Here is a 16,896-nt window from a genome sequence, read left to right on the forward strand (position 1 = left end):
TCAGCGGATCGGGTCCCCGCGCCACATGAAGCTGTTGACGTACTTGCCCATGTCCAGCGCCAGGAAGAGGTTGGCCCCAGAGGGATGCCCGGAGCCGAAGTCAGGACTGAATTCGTGGTACGGGCCTGCCGCCGCGGCGACCAGGGCCAGCCCGTTCTTCTCTGCGACCATGACCAGCACTCGCAGGCGCGCGCCTTGTTGGCCGGTCGGGAACACGTCGGCCGCCACGCCGAAGCCCGGCTGGTACCCGACCACGGCATTGGGTATCTCGTAACTGGTGGTCGCGTCCGGGTAGCTCTTCTTGATGAGGTCCTCGGCGATTTCGCGAGGCGTCCGGCCCGCGGCGGGCTCACCGAACAGCCGCAGCGTCCCACCGTCTCCGACATGTAGTTCCGACGTCACCCCGTTCGGATCGAAGGTCGACGTGTACGCCGTCTCCGCTCCTGGATAGGACACCGAGAACGCGCCGTCCGCGGACGTGAAGCGGGGATTGACGGTGACGGGCTGGCCGATCGGGGGACGCCCGCAGTCGGGTGGGCAGACGTAGTTCACCTGGGCGGGAGTGAGCCAACGCGCCAGCCCGACCGTCGCTGCAATCACGACGGCGAGCACGGCGCCCAGCGTCACCAGCAGGCGCACGACCGAGATGTGGCGCGCCGCAGCGGCTCGGTACTCCTGGCTGGGCACTGCGTATCCCGGCCACGGCGGCGCGGCGGGGCGGGGCGAGGGAGCGTTCATCGACCTTCGGGCGCCACGTCTATCGGAGTGGGACGGTGGGTCCGTCGGTCCGCGCGCGACGTTCGCGATGCGGCGTGCGCCGCGACTCCACAGTTGGCGCAGAACACCAGCTCGGGAATCACGTGTTCGCACTGCGGGCACAGCACCGGTTCGTTCGGGCTGGTCTCGTCGGGGGCCTCGCGCAACAAGGTGCAGTGCAACGCGACCCGCAGCGCCAGCACTGCCAGCACGGCAACCACGGCGTAGAGCCCCACTATCTGGAGATACGAGATCCATGCATAGTCGATGCGATTCTGCGCGATGTACAGGAGCACGGCGATGGCGAGTGCTGGTGCCGGGGACGTCAGCGAATACCAGTGCTCGACGGTCGGGGGATGCGCGCGCCGCCTGAACCAGAGCGTCGAACCCACCATGGCGCCGATGGCTGCCGCCGTCAGCGGTGTCGCTATCCCGCGGATGGCGGCCAACGCCAAGAGCGCGTTCCTCGGAAAGTCTTCGGCCACCAGTCCGTTCGCGAACTCTGGGGCTGCCCGCGTCAGCGTCCCGGCGGCGGTGAAGCAAAGCGCCGCGAGTGCACCAATCACGAACCCGTCCAACGATTCCCGAACTCCGGGGCGCAAGAGTCGCATCAAGGCGGCAGGCAGCAGCATCAACAGCGTGCCACCAATGGGAATGGCTGCCAGGTTTATCAGCTGATCCGTGGTCGACATCGGCGTGCCAAGCACGTCGTCGTAGGTGCGTTTCCAGATGGCGTCGGTCGCGAGCGCCCAACCGACGCCGATTCCGATGGCGAGTATCGCCGTGATCGTCAGCGTGACGATGGACTGATCGCGGAACGCGTCCGTCTCATGCAGATACAGCCCGAACAGCAAGGGCAGCCCCAGGGCGCTGATCCCGATCAACGGCGGTTGCCACCGCAGCAGTGCGAATCCAAGGAGCAGCGCGAGCAGGACGATCAGTGCCACCCGGAACGCCCACCGCGATCGTCGCGGCAGCCGCGGAAACAGCGAAGTGGTGAGCCATGGGCGCAGCACGTGCTCGTTCGGTGCCGCCGTATACGCGCGGATTCGCAACCACGCAGGCCCGCCGCCACGCGTAGGCGTTGCGGCCGCTCCACAGCTGCCGCAGTACGTGCCTTCCGGGACATCGGTGCCGCAGCTGCGACAAAGCATGGTGGACAACGAGTCCCAGTCATCGGCGGCCCCGGGGACCGTCACCGCGGAGCCACGTCCTTCTGAATGTCGAGCAGGTCGCGGACGAGGTTTTCGACGTCGGGTGTCCCGAGTCCGGTGACGAGGTCGTATCCCGGCGTGGACATGTCGACCGCGTTGGCGCCGAGGCTGACGTCACGGAAGCCGGGTGCGTTCGCGCCCGCCGCTACCCGGTAGAGCAACGGGTTGAGGTCGCCGAGTGGCCGTCCGCCGTTGGCGAGCAGGTACTGGTTCATGACGGCCGTCATGGCGGCCCATATAGGGGCGGATTGAGAAGTGCCCGCACCGACGAGGTCCTGCCCGTCGAACCTGATACGCACCCCGGTCATCGGATCGGCGACGGCCGAGACATCGGGAGTCAAGCGGCCCTCTAGCTCGGGGTCGCGTGCCGCGTACACCCGCCGCTGCCAGGCGGGCCGGGGGAACAGCGCGGACACCCCGCCGCTGGTGCCCTGAGACATCGGCGAGTCAACCCAGGCCTGTTCGGCGAGCCATCTTCCGTTCCGGTCGGTTGACAGCGCGGTGCCGCCGACCGAGGTCATCGCCGGTAGCGAGGCGATGGCGTCCAACCCGACGTCGGCAGGCCCTGGCGGTGCGGACCAGTTCTCACCACCCTTGCATTCCAGGCCCGCGGTGTCGCCGCTGGCATCGAACGCGGTTGTCCCATGGGCCTGTGCGCGTTTCAACGCGGACTGCACGGGTTTGAGATCGGTCGCGGTGATGAGTTTGTCGCAGCCCCATCCGATGGAAAGGCTCCACACCGCCCCGGGGAATTGCCGATCGACAGAGTCGAACATCTCGGCGATTCGTTCGTAGGTGCGGCCGCCCTCGAGTGTGGGCCTTGCGTTGACGACCACCATCTGTGCGTCGGGTGCGATCGCGTGCGCAACCTCGAGGTCCATCACCGTCTCACCGTGCGATTCGCGGGGCTGCCCACCGATGAGTATCGGCTTCAACGGTGGCAGGTCGTACATCTCGGTGAAGTCGTCGAGATCCGTCTGGTCGTAGCCGTCGAATTCATAGAACACGATGGTTTGACCCTTGCCCGTGAAGCCCGCGGCCGTCAGCGGACTGAGGTTGTAGGCCTGTAGCAGCGCGCTCGGCGTCAACCCCTTCTTCGGAACGTCCAGTGGCATGAAGTTCGGGCTGGCCCGATGGTGCGGGCTAAACCCGAGGATGCGCCCGAGCCCAGTCACCGTGCCGCTCACCGCCGGTGGGACCTCGGGTTGCTGAGCCGATGCGTAGAACACCTGCCCTTGCCTGCCGCGGTAGTCGTGCACCGACACGTTGAACGCATCGGCGACATCCCGTGGCGCGCCTTCCACGATGGCCCATGCCTCGTCGGCCTGCCATCGCACGCCTAGGCCCTTGGTCGCCGCCCACGTCATCAAGGGCTCTGGGCGCGACGTGTCGTTCAAGGCCACGGTGAGTTGCGAGTGTTCGAGCCGTGACGGCCCGAGATCCGTTGAGCTACCAAGCAATAGCGCGTACGGACCGCCAATGACCGATTCAGGTCCTGGTCCGGACTCCAGGTGGTGACCGGAGATCAGCACGACCGCGGTTGCCGTCATCGACAGCGTCAGCACGCCCCCGAGCAGGCGCACCGACTTCCGACCAGCGCCCTGCAGACGAGCGCGCTGCCGTGGCGGGAAGGGCCCACCGAAGTGGCGGGTAGCAAACGCCCACGCACCACCAAGGTGGGTCAACCGGCGTATTGCCCCACTGTCGCTACGCAGTTCGGAGCGCCCTGTGTGTGCGGCGTCGCCGCAGCGCTCCTCCATGCGTGAAACCTCCCACGGGGCATCGGTATTGCTGCCCCCTGCCGGCCGACGATGCGGTTGAACGACCGTGGCCAAATGGGCTGGCTAGCCCGTGTGCTGGTGATCGCCCGGCTGAACGGTCTGCGCGGGGGTGGCCTTCACGGGCGGGGTGAAGCTGTTGCCACCAGTCGGGTCGATGGCCTTCTCCGTCGGCGACGGCGCGACCGACGACGAAGAAGTCGTGGGCGTCGTGCTTGAGGGAGTAGGCGTTTCGGTCTTACCGCACGCCGTCAATGCGCCCATTGCGACGATCGCACTGCCGCCTGCAATGAGTGCCAGTTTGCGAGTCAAGCGAGCTGACTTCATAGTTCTCGTCCTATCCAACCCGCGCAGCGGGCCTGTGAGGGTTTGCGGGCCTCCGTGGAAGCAACGCTAACGTCAATATAGTCGAACACTCCGGGCAAACGCTTGGGACGCTCGTCCCAGAGTCAGTCGCCGACAGTGCATGTTACGACCAAGCGGTCACACCGTCGACCCGAATCGGTGGGGTATTCGGCGACGCCGTCAGTTCCGGTGGGTGCCGGGAATGCCCGTCGGTGCGGGCGGCGCCTTCACGGGCGGCGTGAACTTGTTGCCCCCGGTTGGGTCGATCGACTTCTCGGTCGGCGAGACCGACGTGGTCGTCGGCGTCGTGCTCGACGGACTTGGCTTTTCGCCGCCGCTACATCCGGCGGTGAGCGCGCCCATGGCGACGATCGCGCTGCCGCCTGCGACGAGCGCCAATCGGCGAGCCATGCGTCCTGACTTCATCATTGCTGTCCTGTCCTTGCTATCCCCGGGGTAAACCTCATGATGTTTGCGGAAGATCGTGAATCAAACCGCAACGTCAATATTCTGCCACAGCTTCGGCAAACTGTCTTGTAAAACCTCCCTAAGGATTTCCCAGGCGCGGCTGGCGGCAAAAGGACACTTCAACGTGGGATCTAGTTCGGCAGACCCTGCGCTCCCCGAATGGCGGGAACCATGTCCAGTTACTTTCGATCCGGTCGGTGGCGGAGGTCTTGCGCCAGCCGGCCGTCGTTACTAGCGCTGGGAAGGGGGCCAGCTGGAGGCGATCGTCGAGGAGCGGGCCGCGATGAGTGCGGGTTGTGTGGGCCCAACGGATGGCCATCGGAATGCCAAGGGCAGCAGCAGATTTGGCGGTCAGTCTTAGTCGTTACGTTCCGTGACCGTCGGGAACGCCGGTGGGTAGAGGTGCTGCCGGCGCAGGTGGGGTGAACTTGTTGCCTGGCGCTGGGTTGAGCGAATGCTGCGTCGGCGACGGTGTGGTCGACGTCGTCGTCGTGCTGTTTGAGCTCGGCGGTTGGCCTGCGCCGCAGCCGGCGGTGAGCATGCCCGCGGCAATGACCGCGCTGCAGCTTGCGGCCACTACCAGCCGGCGAGACAAATGTCGTGATTTCATCATCGTTCCCATCTGATGTCAGCGGTTCGCTAGCAATGTTTGCGGACACTGGCGCAATGAACCGTGACGTCAATATGATGGCACACCTTTGGCAAACAATCTCTAAGACTTGATTAAGGGGTGTGTGCGATTCGAGGAGCCCCGAAATGCGGCTCACCTTTGGTTGAGAGCGTTCGCGGTTCAGCGTTTGTCGGGCCGTCAGCGGCGGTCAGTTACCGTCGGTTTGCCTCGAGCTCGGCGCGCTGTGCTCACGGGTGACAGTTACTAGAGGCCCGCGGTCAGGCCGCGGGATAGCAACGCTTGTAGTTTCAGGCCGCGATGAGCGCGGACTGCGTCTCGTCGAACCGGTCAAGCAGGGTGGCGGCGACCAGGTTGTGTGAGCCCAACGGCTGAGCCATCGGAATATCAAGGGCAGCAGCAGATTTGGCGACTCGATCGGTGATCCGCCCGGGGGCGAGGAACCATGGCGCGACGATCAGTCGACGTGCGCCTCGGCGTCGTAGGCGCAGGGCGGCCTCGGCCACCGTCGGATGCGGTCCGGTGGCGAAGGCCACCTCGACACCCGCCCAGCGAGTCCTGGCCGTCAGCGCAGGCGCCAACATCGTGGTGTGAGCATTGGCCTGTTCGTCGGAGGAACCGACGGCTACCACGATGACACCGAGGTCGCGCTGATCGGCCGTGGCGCCTGCCTCGGCCAGGCGCTGGCCCAGCAGGGTGACCAATGCGGGATCCTCGCCAAGGACGTCGGCCTGCCGGACGACTGCCCCGGACGATGCGATGGCTGCCGGTAGGTCGATTCGGGCGTGATATGCGCTGGCCAGCAGCATCGGTACGACCACGGCGTGGTGTTGGCGCCGGGCGACGTCGGAGAGCACGTCGGTGACGTGGGGAGCGGACTGCTCGAGGAACGCGGCATGGACCTCCAGCCGTGGCCGCAGGCGCCGGATGCGGCCAGCGAGCGCCTTCGCCACCTCCGCCGACCGCGGATCCGCGCTGCCGTGTGCGGCAAGGATCAGCGTCGCAGGCGGGGGATAGCGGAGCGACCGGGGATTCAGCTGAGTCACGACGCGTGCAGTCCGCATTCCGTCTTCGCCTGACCAGCCCAGCGGCCGCTGCGAGGATCGGCGCCTGCGACTGGCTTGGCGGTGCACGGCGCGCAACCGATTGACGGGTAGCCCTCGTCGACCAGCGGGTTGACCAGGATGTCGTTGGCCTCGATGTAGGCCTGCAGTTCGTCGTCGGTCCAGGCAGCGATCGGATTGATCTTCACCAGCCCGAAGGCCTTGTCGAAACTGATCAGCGGCGCGTTGGCGCGGGTGGGCGCCTCGACCCGGCGAATTCCGGTGACCCAGGCGGAATACCCCTTGAGCGCCTTGCCCAGCGGCTCGACTTTGCGCATCCGGCAGCATTCGGCCGCATCGCGTGCGAACAGGTCCTTGCCCAAAAGCTTGTCCTGCTCGGCGACGCTGTGCTCCGGGGAGACGTTGACGACGTTGACGCCGTAGACGGCCTCGACGGCGTCACGCGTTCCGATGGTCTCCGCGAAGTGATAGCCCGTGTCGAGGAACAGCACGTCCACGCCGGGACGCACCTTCGCGGCCATGCTGACCAGTGCCCCGTCCTGCATGTTGGAGGCCACGACGTACTCGCCGCCGAAATGGGCATCGGTCCATCGCAGCAGTTCCTCCGCGCTCGCGCCGTCGAGTTCTTCGGCGCCGCGTTCGGCGAGCTCCATCAGTTCGTGCTCGGTCATCAGGTCGGTCATTGAATTACCTCAGATCCGCTTCGTCTGCCCGTACTGCCCACGTAGCGAAACGCTCGCCGTCCTCGCGTTGTTTCACGAAGTTGCGCACGACTCGCTCGATGTAGTCGCCGAGCTCGCTGGACACCACCTTGTGCTGGCGCAACTTGCGGCCAAAACCGCTGTCCAGGCCCAGGCTGCCGCCCAGGTGAACCTGGAAGCCTTCGACCGGACCGTCGCCGTCGTCGACCATCTGGCCCTTGAAGCCGATGTCCGCGACCTGGATGCGGGCACACGAGTTCGGGCAGCCGTTGATGTTGACGGTGACCGGCACGTCCAACTGCGCGTTGATGTCCTCGAGCCGCTTCTCCAGCTCCGGAACGAGCGTCTGGCTGCGCTTGCGCGTCTCGGCGAACGACAGCTTGCAGAACTCGATGCCGGTGCAGGCCATCATGTTGCGCCGCCAGTGCGACGGCGTCGACGGCAGTCCGAGTGCGTCCAGGCCGTCCCGCAGCGCGTCGAGCTTGTCGTCGGCGACGTCCAGGATGACCAGCTTCTGGTACGGCGTGAACCTGATGCGGTCCGAGCCTGCCGCCTCGGCGAGGTCGGCGACCTTCGAAAGAATGGTCCCCGAGACGCGGCCCGCAATCGGAGCCGCGCCAACGGCGTTGAGTCCGTTCTTCAGCCGTTGTACCCCGACGTGATCGATGGGCCGGGTGACCGGCTCCGGCGCGGGTCCATCGATCAGGGGCCGCTTCAGGTACTCCTCTTCGAGAACCTTCCTGAACTTTTCGACGCCCCAGTCCTTGATGAGGAACTTGAGTCGGGCCTTGGCACGCAGTCGGCGGTAGCCGTAGTCGCGGAACACGCTGACCACGCCCTCCCAGACATCGGGCACCTCGTCGAGCGGCACCCAGGCACCAACGCGCAAGCCCAGCATCGGGTTGGTGGACAACCCGCCGCCGACCCAAAGGTCGAAGCCTGGGCCGTGCTCCGGGTGATTGACACCGACGAACGCGACGTCATTGATCTCGTGGACGACGTCTTGCTGACCGGAGATCGCCGTCTTGAACTTGCGGGGCAGGTTGGAGTACTCCGGCTTGCCGATGTAGCGCTTCGTGATCTCGTTGATCGCAGGCGTGCCGTCGATTACCTCGTCCAGCGATTCACCGGCCAGCGGCGAGCCGAGCACCACACGGGGGCAGTCACCGCAGGCTTCGGTGGTCTGCAGTCCCACCGCGTCCAGCCGCTTCCAGATCTCGGGCATGTCCTCGACCCGGATCCAGTGGTACTGGACGTTCTGCCGGTCGGAGATGTCGGCGGTGTCGCGACCGAAGTCGGTGGAGATTGCGCCCAGGGTGCGCAGCGCCGCGGCGGTCAACGCGCCGCCGTCGCACCTGACCCGCAGCATGAAGAACTCGTCCTCGAGCATGTCGGTGTTGTCGTCACCGGTCCAGGTGCCGTCGTAGCCCGGCTTGCGCTGGGTGTAGAGCCCCCACCAGCGGAACCGGCCGCGCAGGTCACCCTTGTCGATGCTTTCGAAGCCACCCTGGGCGTAGATGTTTTCGATGCGCGCCCGCACGTTGAGCGGGTTGTCGTCCTTCTTGGACTGCTCGTTGGCGTTGAGTGGTTCCCGGTAGCCGAGGGCCCACTGGCCCTCGCCCTTGGGACGCTTGACGGGCTTCGCTTGTGTCATGGAATTCGGCTCCCTCGATGGAGGAGCCGGCGTTCGGTTCGCGCTTTCACCGGTGGCTGTCCGGCAGCGCAGTTCCGGCGGCCAGCTGAAGTAACGGGTGGGCTGGGCTCAGGTCAGGCGCGTCAAGGCAGACAGCAACAGCTACATACGCGCTTGAAGTCGACGTGCCGCCGGGCCACCAGCGCAACGCGGGTGTTCAACAAAACGGCGACAGTCACGTCGGCCATTCTGCCATGAACGGCGGCATGCGCCCTAACCGGGGCAGATTTGTGCTCATAGTGAGTAAAACCGGCTCTGAGACACTGGTGAGGTGATCATTCAGGCTGGCGGGGCGACCCAGTCAGCAGCCATGCCGGCGCTACGGTCATCGCCCGGAGCACCGTTCGGCATCTACGTGCACGTGCCGTTCTGCGCGACACGTTGCGGCTATTGCGACTTCAACACGTACACGCCGTCTGAACTCGGAGGATCGAACCCCGACGGCTGGCTCGCGGCGGTGCGCCTCGAGCTTGAACAGGCAGCGCGGCTATTGGACGGTGGGCCGGAAGTCGACACCGTCTTCGTCGGCGGCGGTACCCCCTCCCTGCTTGGGGGCTCCGGTCTGGCCGCGGTCATGGGCGCCATCCGTGATCACTTCCTGATCGCCGACGACGCCGAGGTCACCACAGAGGCCAACCCGGAGTCGACGTCCCCTGAGCTATTCGCCGACCTGCGCGCCGCCGGCTTCACCAGGATCTCGCTCGGCATGCAGTCGGTGGCGCCCCACGTGTTGGCCGCGCTCGACCGGGTGCATTCGCCGGGACGGCCGCTCGCTGCCGCCGTCGAAGCGCGCGCCGAGGGGTTCGACCACATCAACCTCGACCTCATCTACGGGACACCGGGGGAGACCGACGACGACCTACGCCACTCGGTCGACGCCGCGATCGAGGCTGGGGTGGACCACGTGTCGGGCTACGCGCTCATCGTCGAGGACGGCACCGCGCTGGCCCGCCGGGTCCGTCGCGGGGAGCTCCCTGCGCCGGACAACGACGTGCTGGCCCAGCGCTACGAGCTGCTCGACACGCACCTGTCGCGCGCCGGCTTCGACTGGTACGAGGTCTCCAACTGGAGCAGGCCGGGCGGAGCGTGTCGGCACAATCTGGGGTACTGGGCAGGCGGCGAGTGGTGGGGGGCCGGACCGGGCGCCCACGGCTACGTCGGGGATACCCGCTGGTGGAATGTCAAGCACCCCAACGCTTATGCGCAGGCCCTGGCCGACGGTCGGCTACCCGTCGGTGATTTCGAGGTGCTCGGCGACGAGGACCGTCACACCGAAGACGTGATGCTGCAACTACGACTGAGGAGTGGACTGCCGGTAGCGCTGCTCAGCGCCGCCGAAGCCGGCCGGGCCGAGGTGGCAATCGACGACGGGCTTGTTGTCCGTTGCGATGAGCGGTTGGTGTTGACGGACCGTGGACGTCTGCTGGCCGACGCAGTGGTGCGCGATCTGCTCGACTAGCTTCGGCCTGGTCACTGCGGCTAACGGCGGAGCGTGACGGGGACCACTGTCGCGTAGGCCGCCCATCGAAAGTAGGTTAGGCTAAATTTACTTTCGTGACGCAGATGAGTATCGAGACAAGCTCCGAGGACACCGCGTCGATGCCCCTCGCGTTCCCCCCGGAGGTATCGCCTGCCGACCTGATCGCCGAACTAGTCAATGCGCTGCCCGAGGCCGACGGCGAGGACTACCTCGTCTACGAACGCGACGGTGAGTGGACGTTGGCCGCCGGGGTCCGCGCCGCGATCGAACTGGACAGCGACGAGCTCCGGCTGGTGGCAGGCGACGTCGTCGAGCGTCACCAGTGGACCGGCAATCCCGGGGCCGTGCTCGGCGAAGCGGTGGATCGACTGTTGCTCACCACCGACCGGTTGTACGGATGGGTGGCCTTCGAGTTCGGGGCCTACCGCTTCGGAATGCAGGACCGGCTGCCGCCTGGCACGCCACTCGCCCACGTCTTCCAGCCCCACACCCAAATCGTCGTCACTCCAACGGAAATCCGGCTGGGAGACGCCGACACCCGCTATACGCGGGTAGTGCAGCGACTGCTGGCCGACGGGGTGCCCGAATCGGCAACGGCGACACCCGTCGACGTGCGGCTCGACGGCGCCGACTACCGGGGCAGGGTGGCGACCGCCATTTCCGAGATCGCGGCGGGCAGATACCAGAAGGTGATCCTGTCGCGCAGGTTCGACGTTCCGTTCGCGGTCGACTTTCCGGCCACCTACCGGGTCGGCCGTCGGCACAACACGCCGGCGCGGTCATTCCTGTTGCGGGCGGGGGGTATTCGCGCGCTGGGCTACAGTCCCGAGTTGGTCGCCGCGGTGCACGAAGACGGGATGGTGGTGACCGAACCGCTCGCAGGGACCAGAGCCCTCGGGCTGGGCCACGAACGTGACCGGGCGGCCCGAGACGACCTGGAGTCCGACGCCAAGGAGATCGTCGAGCACGCCATCTCGGTGCGAAGCTCGCTACAGGAGATCTCCGAGGTCGCCGTACCGGGAACGGCGGTGGTCACCGACTTCATGACGGTGCGCGAGCGTGGCAGCGTGCAGCACCTGGGCTCGACCGTCGGTGGGCGGCTGAGTGATTCGATGAACCGAATGGACGCGCTCGAGGCGCTGTTCCCCGCCGTCACCGCGTCGGGTATCCCGAAGGCGCCCGGCGTGGACGCGATCCTTCGTCTCGACGAGCGCCCGCGGGAGTTGTATTCCGGTGCGGTGGTGACTTTCTCGGCGGGCGGCGGGATGGACGCCGCGCTGACGTTGCGCGCCGCCTACGAGCGCAACGGGCGGACCTGGCTTCGCGCTGGCGCGGGCATCATCGAGGCGTCCACGCCCGACCGTGAGTTCGAGGAGACGTGCGAGAAGCTCACGACGCTGGCGCCCCACCTGGTGCCAAAGGCCTAGTCGCCTGCCAATTGTGCGACGATCGCCTTCTTGTCGATCTTGCCGACGGCGGTGGTGGGCAATGACGGCATCGCCACCAGCGCGTCCGGACGGGAGTGCGCCGCCACCCCACGCTCGTCGAGATACGCGTTGAGTTCGGCGAGCGTTATTGGCTGCTCGGTGAAGACGACTGCGGCGCAGATCTTCTCGCCAAGATAGGCGTCCGGCAGCGGGACGGCTGCCGCCGACCAGATCGACGGGTGGGTGAGCAGGTGGGCCTCGAGGTCGAGCGCCGAAACCGACTCTCCTCCGCGGTGGATGACGTCCTTGACGCGTCCGGTCACCTCGAGGTAGCCGTTGGCGAAGCGGCGCACCCGGTCGCCGGTGGAAAAGAATCCGTCCGGGCTGAACGACCGCTCGTTGTCGCGGTCGGCGCGGTAGTAACCGTTGAACGTGTACGGCCCACGGACCAGTAGTTCGCCCTCGTCACCGGCAGGCACGTCGTTACCCGCCTCATCGACGACCCGCAGTTCGTCAGCCTCCGAAAGCGGCCGACCCTGGGTGCGGTCGACCAGGTCCTCGGGATCGCCAAGCCGCGTGTAGTTGAGCAGTCCCTCCGCCATGCCGAACACCTGCTGCACCCCTGGGGTCAATGCGGTCCGCACCGCTCGGGCGTCCTCGGCGCCGAGCTTGGCGCCGCCGACCTGAAGGAGCCGCAAGGTCTTGGGGGCCTGCGCTTCCCACTCGCAGGCCTGTGCCCACAGCTTGGCGAGCGCAGGCACCAGCGCGGTCATCGTCACACCGTGCCGTGCGATCGCGGAAAAGGCAGCCTCTGGGCTGGGGTCGGTGATGAACACCGTCGTCGCGCCGACGCCGATTGCGCCGAGCAGGCCGGGACATGCCAGCGGAAAGTTGTGCGCCGCAGGCAATGCCACCAGATAGACGTCGTCAGCGGTCATCCCGCACAGGTCCGCGCTCGCGGTGAAATTGTACGAATAGTCTTCGTGCGTGCGGGGAATGAGTTTGGGCGCGCCCGTGGTGCCGCCCGAAACCAGTAGTAGCGCAGGCGACGTCGTGTCGACGTCGTGCCGTGGCGGTTGCCCGGGTGCGGTGAGTAGGTCCGCGAACCTGGTGAATGCGGGGCGCTCCGCGCCGGTCCCGCCGTCGACGACGACGTGACGAAGGCCCGCGTGGTCGGCGAGGAGTTGGGTGGCCATCGCGCGGTAGTCGAACCCGCCTGCCCCGTCGGCGACCACGACCGCGACTGCGTCGCTGAGCCCCGCGAAGTGGGTCATTTCGGCGAGCCGATGACCCGGCAGGCACAGCACCGGGATCGCACCCGCGCGAAGCAGGCCGAACAACGCGATCGCGAAGCCGGTTGAGTTGGGCAACTGCAGGAGCACCCGGTCCCCGGCAAGGATTCCGAGCGCCGCGAAGCCTGCCGACGCCCGGTCGGCAAGGTGGTCGAGTTCGGCGAAGGTGTGCGCGCTGCGCGAGTCGAGGACGGCCGTGCGGCCGGGCCAGGCCAAGGCCGCGCGCCGCAGCACGGAATCCAGTCGGTTCCCGGTCCACAAGCCTGCGGCGCGGTAGGCGCGTACGCGGTCGGGCGGAAAGGGCACGAAGCCCCGCATCGGGGTACCTGAAAATCCCGATCTTGCTGCGGATTCAGCCGATTTCGGGGTGGGTTCGGGCGTGGTCAGGGTCACTGTTCAGCCCCTCGGGGTAGGCGTGTTCGGTCATCCAAATATAGGGTAGCCTTCGCAAAATAAGGGCAGCCTTTGCTTACTTGAGGAGGATGGATGGACGTCGCCGCGGGGACTTCGGAGACCATCCGTGAAGAGGTCGCCGAACTACTCGGCATCGGCCCTGGCGAGGTCGATCCCGACTCGGATCTGATCGGCCAAGGGCTGGACTCCATCCGCATGATGTCGTTGGCAGGCAAGTGGCGCAAACGCGGTCTGGCCGTCGACTTCGCCGCATTGGCGGCCAGCCCCTCGGTACGGGCCTGGTCGGAGTTGGTGACCGGGTCCGGCGCGCATCGGGTCGACGACCGTCCGGAAGTGGCTGTTCCGCTGGGGGATTCGGCTGCGCTGGTTGATGCTGCTGCGCTGGATTCCGCAGAAGACCAGCCGTTTCCGCTGGCCTCGATGCAGCACGCGATGTGGGTCGGTCGGGAGAGCGAGCAGCAGCTCGGCGGGGTTGCCGGGCACCTCTACGTCGAGTTCGACGGCGACGCAGTCGAACTCGATGCGCTGGGGCGGGCGGCGACGGCGCTGGCCGATCGACATCCGATGTTGCGGGTGGAGTTCCTGCCTGACGGCACGCAGCGGATCGGACCGGCGCAGCCGTTTCCGGTCGCGGTCCAAGATCTTCGCGGGTGTTCGGTGGCCGAGGTGGACCAGCGGCTGGCGGCCACCCGTCAGGCGAAGTCCCACCAACAACTCGATGCGGCAGTATTCGAACTCACGCTGACCCAATTGCCGGGCGACCGCTCCCGCCTGCACGTCGACCTCGACATGCAGGCCGCCGACGCGATGAGCTACCGGACGCTGATGGCCGATCTCGCGGCGCTGTATCGCGGCGAGGAGCTGGCCCCGCTGGGCTATTCGTACCGTCGCTACCGGTTGGCGGCGCAGGCGACCGTCGCGGACGCCGACCGACAGTGGTGGAGTGAGCGGATCCCCGAGCTACCCGATCCGCCGCGGCTGCCGTTGGTCAATGTGGCCGAGCAGGCTGATCCGCGCCATACGACGCGCAGGTGGCACTGGCTGAATCCCGAGACGCTAGACAGGCTCTTCGCGGCCGCCAGGCGACGCGGCGTGACTCCCGCCATGGCGCTGGCAGCTTCGTTCTCCGATACCTTGGCCCGCTGGTCCACCGAGGCCCGGTTCCTGCTCAACGTCCCGATGTTCGGCCGCGACCAACTACATCCGGATGTGGACGCGCTCGTCGGCGATTTCACGTCATCACTCCTGCTCGACGTCGACCTCGCGGACGCGGAAACCGCGTCGGCGCGGACGCGTGCCGTGCAGGCGGCGTTCCACACGGCGGCCGCACACGCCGCGTATCCCGGGCTTTCGGTGCTACGCGACCTCAGCCGTCACCGCGGCACGCAGGTGCTTGCGCCGGTCGTCTTCACGAGTGCACTCGGGCTCGGCGAATTGTTCACGCCGGCAGTGACGTCCGACTTCGGCACCGCGGTGTGGATCAATTCCCAAGGCCCGCAGGTTCTGCTCGATGCTCAAGTCACCGAATTCGACGGCGGCGTCCTGGTGAACTGGGACGTCCGCGAGGACGCGTTCCCGGCGGGCGTGATCGACGCGATGTTCGAGCGCCACGTGGGTGAGCTACATCGGCTGGCCACCAGCGACGCCGCCTGGGAGACCGGGGATCAGCCGGTGCTTCCCGCTTCCCAGCGGGCCGCCCGGGAGGCCGTCAACACCACCACTACGGTGCCCAGCGGGGAAGCGTTGCACGACGGGTTCTTTCGCAACGCGGCAGCTACGCCGGACGCGCCCGCGGTGTTCGCGAGCGCGGGGACTCTTACCTACCGGCAGCTCGATCTTCAGGTGCGCTCGGTCGCGGCTGCGCTCCAGTCGAGAGGAGTCGGCCGCGGCGACGTCGTCGCGGTCATGGGGCCCAAGCACGCCGACCAGATCCCAGCGCTATTGAGCATTCTCGCCGTCGGCGCCGCATACCTTCCGATCGGAGTCGACCAGCCCGCCGAGCGGGTCGCCCGGATCTTGGACACCGGCGGAGTCGAATTCGCACTCGTCTGTGGCGCCGGCCCGATCGATGTTCCGCTACCTTCGCTCAGTGTCGCCGACGCCGAAGTCATCGGCGATCCAGCACATTTCGAGCCCGCCGTGGTCAGTCCTCAACAACTGGCCTACGTACTCTTCACCTCGGGATCGACGGGCGAGCCCAAGGGCGTCGAGCTGACGCATGACGCCGTCATGAACACGCTTGAATTCCTCTACAACCACTTCGACATCGGGCCGACCGACCGGTGCCTCGCGCTTTCCCACCTCGAGTCCGACATGTCGGTGCCCGACGTCTTCGGGACGCTCCGGGCCGGAGGCGCGATCGTGGTGGTGGACGAGGAACACCGACGCGACCCCGACGTCTGGGCCCGGCTGATCGACGAGCATCGGGTCACCGTCGTCAACTTCCTGCCGGGATGGTTGGAGATGCTCGTCGAGGTCGGTGGGTCGACGGAAGCATCACTGTCGTCACTGCGCGTGGTACTCGCCGGCGGCGACTGGGTGCGGCCACCTCTTGCTCGCGCGTTGCGGGAGCACTCGCCCGAGGTGCGGTTCGCCGGCCTCGGCGGTGCGACCGAAACCGCAATACACGGAACCATCTTCGAGGTGGGCGCCGACCTGGAGGCAAGCTTGCCTGCGTCGTGGGCGTCGGTGCCCTACGGCGTGCCGTTCCCGAACAACGCCTGCCGGGTGGTGAGCGCCGACGGGACGGACTGCCCGGACTGGGTAACCGGCGAACTGTGGTTCTCCGGACGTGGCATCGCCCGCGGCTATCGGGGTCGGCCCGACCTCACCGCCGCGAAGTTCGTCGAACACGACGGCCGCACCTGGTACCGGACGGGCGATCTCGCGCGATACCGACCCGACGGCACGCTGGAGTTCGTCGGGCGCGCCGACCACCGGATCAAGCTCAGCGGCTACCGCATCGAACTCGGCGAGGTCGAGGCGGCACTGGCTCGCGTGACCGGAGTGGGCGCGGCCGTCGCCTCCCTAGTACCGGGTGGGCGCGACGTGCTCGGTGCGCTGGTCCGCATCGACGACCCGGCCGTCGACAGCAACGCCGTCGCCATACGGGTCGCGGAAATCCTGCCGCCCCACATGGTCCCGCAGGTGCTGGTGGCCACCGACCGCATTCCCTTCCTTAACGGCAAGATCGACCGCAAGGCCGTCACGCAACGCCTGATCGAGGCTGGCGAGCCCACCGCGCGACACTACCGGGCCCCATCGACGCCGCTCGAGCTCGCACTGGCGGCCATCATCGGTGAGGTGTTGGGCCGCAACGGAATCGGCATCGACGACGACTTCTTCGCCCTCGGCGGTGACTCGGTGTTGGCGACCGCGACCGTGGCCCGCATCCGCGACTGGCTGGACACGGCGACGGTGATGGTGCCGGACATCTTCGCCACCAGGACCGTCGAGACACTGGCGAACCGGTTGACCGCGCGCGAGCCGGACAGCGACCGGCTGGAGCGGGTCGCCGAGCTATACCTGGAGATCTCCGACATGGACAACGCCGAGGTGGCTTCCGAGTTGGAACGCGCGTCGGCCGGGCAAGCGTGACCGGAGCGCGGCAGCTCGAGTTCAAGCCTTGGGTGAAGC

General features: G+C 67.0%; 14 protein-coding genes. 4 read left to right on the forward strand and 10 right to left on the reverse strand.

Annotated features, from left to right (window positions below; translation table 11 throughout):
- From SLQ30_RS23235 to SLQ30_RS23255, 5 genes are all read right to left on the reverse strand, one after another.
- Complete coding sequence (locus SLQ30_RS23235; RefSeq protein WP_319449103.1) at positions 1 to 738, reverse strand: hypothetical protein; 738 nt, start codon at positions 736 to 738, stop codon at positions 1 to 3.
- Complete coding sequence (locus SLQ30_RS23240; RefSeq protein WP_319449104.1) at positions 735 to 1,955, reverse strand: PrsW family glutamic-type intramembrane protease; 1,221 nt, start codon at positions 1,953 to 1,955, stop codon at positions 735 to 737. Before SLQ30_RS23240 ends, SLQ30_RS23235 begins: the two co-directional genes overlap by 4 nt.
- Positions 1,952 to 3,520 (reverse strand): S53 family peptidase, encoded by a 1,569-nt coding sequence (locus SLQ30_RS23245; RefSeq protein ID WP_319449164.1) that lies wholly within the window; start codon positions 3,518 to 3,520, stop codon positions 1,952 to 1,954. The genes SLQ30_RS23240 and SLQ30_RS23245 overlap by 4 nt, the downstream gene beginning before the upstream one ends.
- Positions 3,521 to 3,814: 294 nt before the next feature.
- The gene (locus tag SLQ30_RS23250; RefSeq protein ID WP_319449105.1) at positions 3,815 to 4,075 is read right to left on the reverse strand and encodes a hypothetical protein; all 261 of its coding nucleotides are present in this window, start codon (positions 4,073 to 4,075) and stop codon (positions 3,815 to 3,817) included.
- 198 nt (positions 4,076 to 4,273) lie between these two features.
- Positions 4,274 to 4,522 carry a hypothetical protein gene (locus SLQ30_RS23255; protein WP_413468137.1) on the reverse strand — a complete coding sequence of 83 codons (249 nt, stop codon included), beginning with the start codon at positions 4,520 to 4,522 and terminating at the stop codon, positions 4,274 to 4,276.
- A gap of 512 nt (positions 4,523 to 5,034) precedes the next feature.
- Between SLQ30_RS23255 and SLQ30_RS23260 the strand changes: the two genes are divergently transcribed.
- Positions 5,035 to 5,187: a hypothetical protein gene (locus tag SLQ30_RS23260; protein WP_319449107.1), complete on the forward strand. Its 153-nt coding sequence runs from the start codon at positions 5,035 to 5,037 to the stop codon at positions 5,185 to 5,187.
- A 292-nt stretch (positions 5,188 to 5,479) separates the two neighbouring features.
- Here the strand turns inward: SLQ30_RS23260 and SLQ30_RS23265 are convergent, their stop codons facing one another.
- The 4 genes from SLQ30_RS23265 to SLQ30_RS33170 all read right to left on the reverse strand — a co-directional run bounded on the left by SLQ30_RS23265 (position 5,480) and on the right by SLQ30_RS33170 (position 8,835).
- The gene (locus SLQ30_RS23265) at positions 5,480 to 6,253 is read right to left on the reverse strand and encodes a sirohydrochlorin chelatase (protein WP_319449108.1); all 774 of its coding nucleotides are present in this window, start codon (positions 6,251 to 6,253) and stop codon (positions 5,480 to 5,482) included.
- Positions 6,232 to 6,936 carry a phosphoadenylyl-sulfate reductase gene (locus SLQ30_RS23270; RefSeq protein WP_319449109.1) on the reverse strand — a complete coding sequence of 235 codons (705 nt, stop codon included), beginning with the start codon at positions 6,934 to 6,936 and terminating at the stop codon, positions 6,232 to 6,234. The genes SLQ30_RS23265 and SLQ30_RS23270 overlap by 22 nt, the downstream gene beginning before the upstream one ends.
- A 4-nt stretch (positions 6,937 to 6,940) precedes the next feature.
- On the reverse strand, positions 6,941 to 8,608 hold the full coding sequence (locus tag SLQ30_RS23275; RefSeq protein ID WP_319449110.1) for a nitrite/sulfite reductase: 1,668 nt from the start codon (positions 8,606 to 8,608) through the stop codon (positions 6,941 to 6,943).
- A 122-nt stretch (positions 8,609 to 8,730) separates the two neighbouring features.
- A complete protein-coding gene (locus SLQ30_RS33170; protein ID WP_413468138.1) occupies positions 8,731 to 8,835 on the reverse strand; it encodes an Ms4527A family Cys-rich leader peptide in 105 nt (34 codons plus the stop codon).
- A 122-nt stretch (positions 8,836 to 8,957) separates the two neighbouring features.
- Here SLQ30_RS33170 and hemW point away from each other — a divergent pair, with 122 nt between their 5' ends.
- Positions 8,958 to 10,106 (forward strand): radical SAM family heme chaperone HemW, encoded by a 1,149-nt coding sequence (hemW, locus tag SLQ30_RS23280; RefSeq protein ID WP_319449165.1) that lies wholly within the window; start codon positions 8,958 to 8,960, stop codon positions 10,104 to 10,106.
- A gap of 95 nt (positions 10,107 to 10,201) precedes the next feature.
- Positions 10,202 to 11,554, forward strand: a complete 1,353-nt coding sequence (locus tag SLQ30_RS23285; protein ID WP_319449111.1) for a salicylate synthase — start codon at positions 10,202 to 10,204, stop codon at positions 11,552 to 11,554.
- Here the strand turns inward: SLQ30_RS23285 and SLQ30_RS23290 are convergent.
- The gene (locus tag SLQ30_RS23290) at positions 11,551 to 13,164 is read right to left on the reverse strand and encodes a (2,3-dihydroxybenzoyl)adenylate synthase (RefSeq protein ID WP_319449112.1); all 1,614 of its coding nucleotides are present in this window, start codon (positions 13,162 to 13,164) and stop codon (positions 11,551 to 11,553) included. The two genes, SLQ30_RS23285 and SLQ30_RS23290, sit on opposite strands and share 4 nt — an antisense overlap.
- A 168-nt stretch (positions 13,165 to 13,332) precedes the next feature.
- Between SLQ30_RS23290 and SLQ30_RS23295 the strand changes: the two genes are divergently transcribed.
- The gene (locus tag SLQ30_RS23295; RefSeq protein WP_319449113.1) at positions 13,333 to 16,857 is read left to right on the forward strand and encodes an amino acid adenylation domain-containing protein; all 3,525 of its coding nucleotides are present in this window, start codon (positions 13,333 to 13,335) and stop codon (positions 16,855 to 16,857) included.
- The last annotated feature ends 39 nt before the right edge of the window (positions 16,858 to 16,896 follow it).

The sequence above is a fragment of the Mycobacterium sp. RTGN4 genome (assembly GCF_033804635.1).
Taxonomy (GTDB): Bacteria; Actinomycetota; Actinomycetes; order Mycobacteriales; family Mycobacteriaceae; genus Mycobacterium.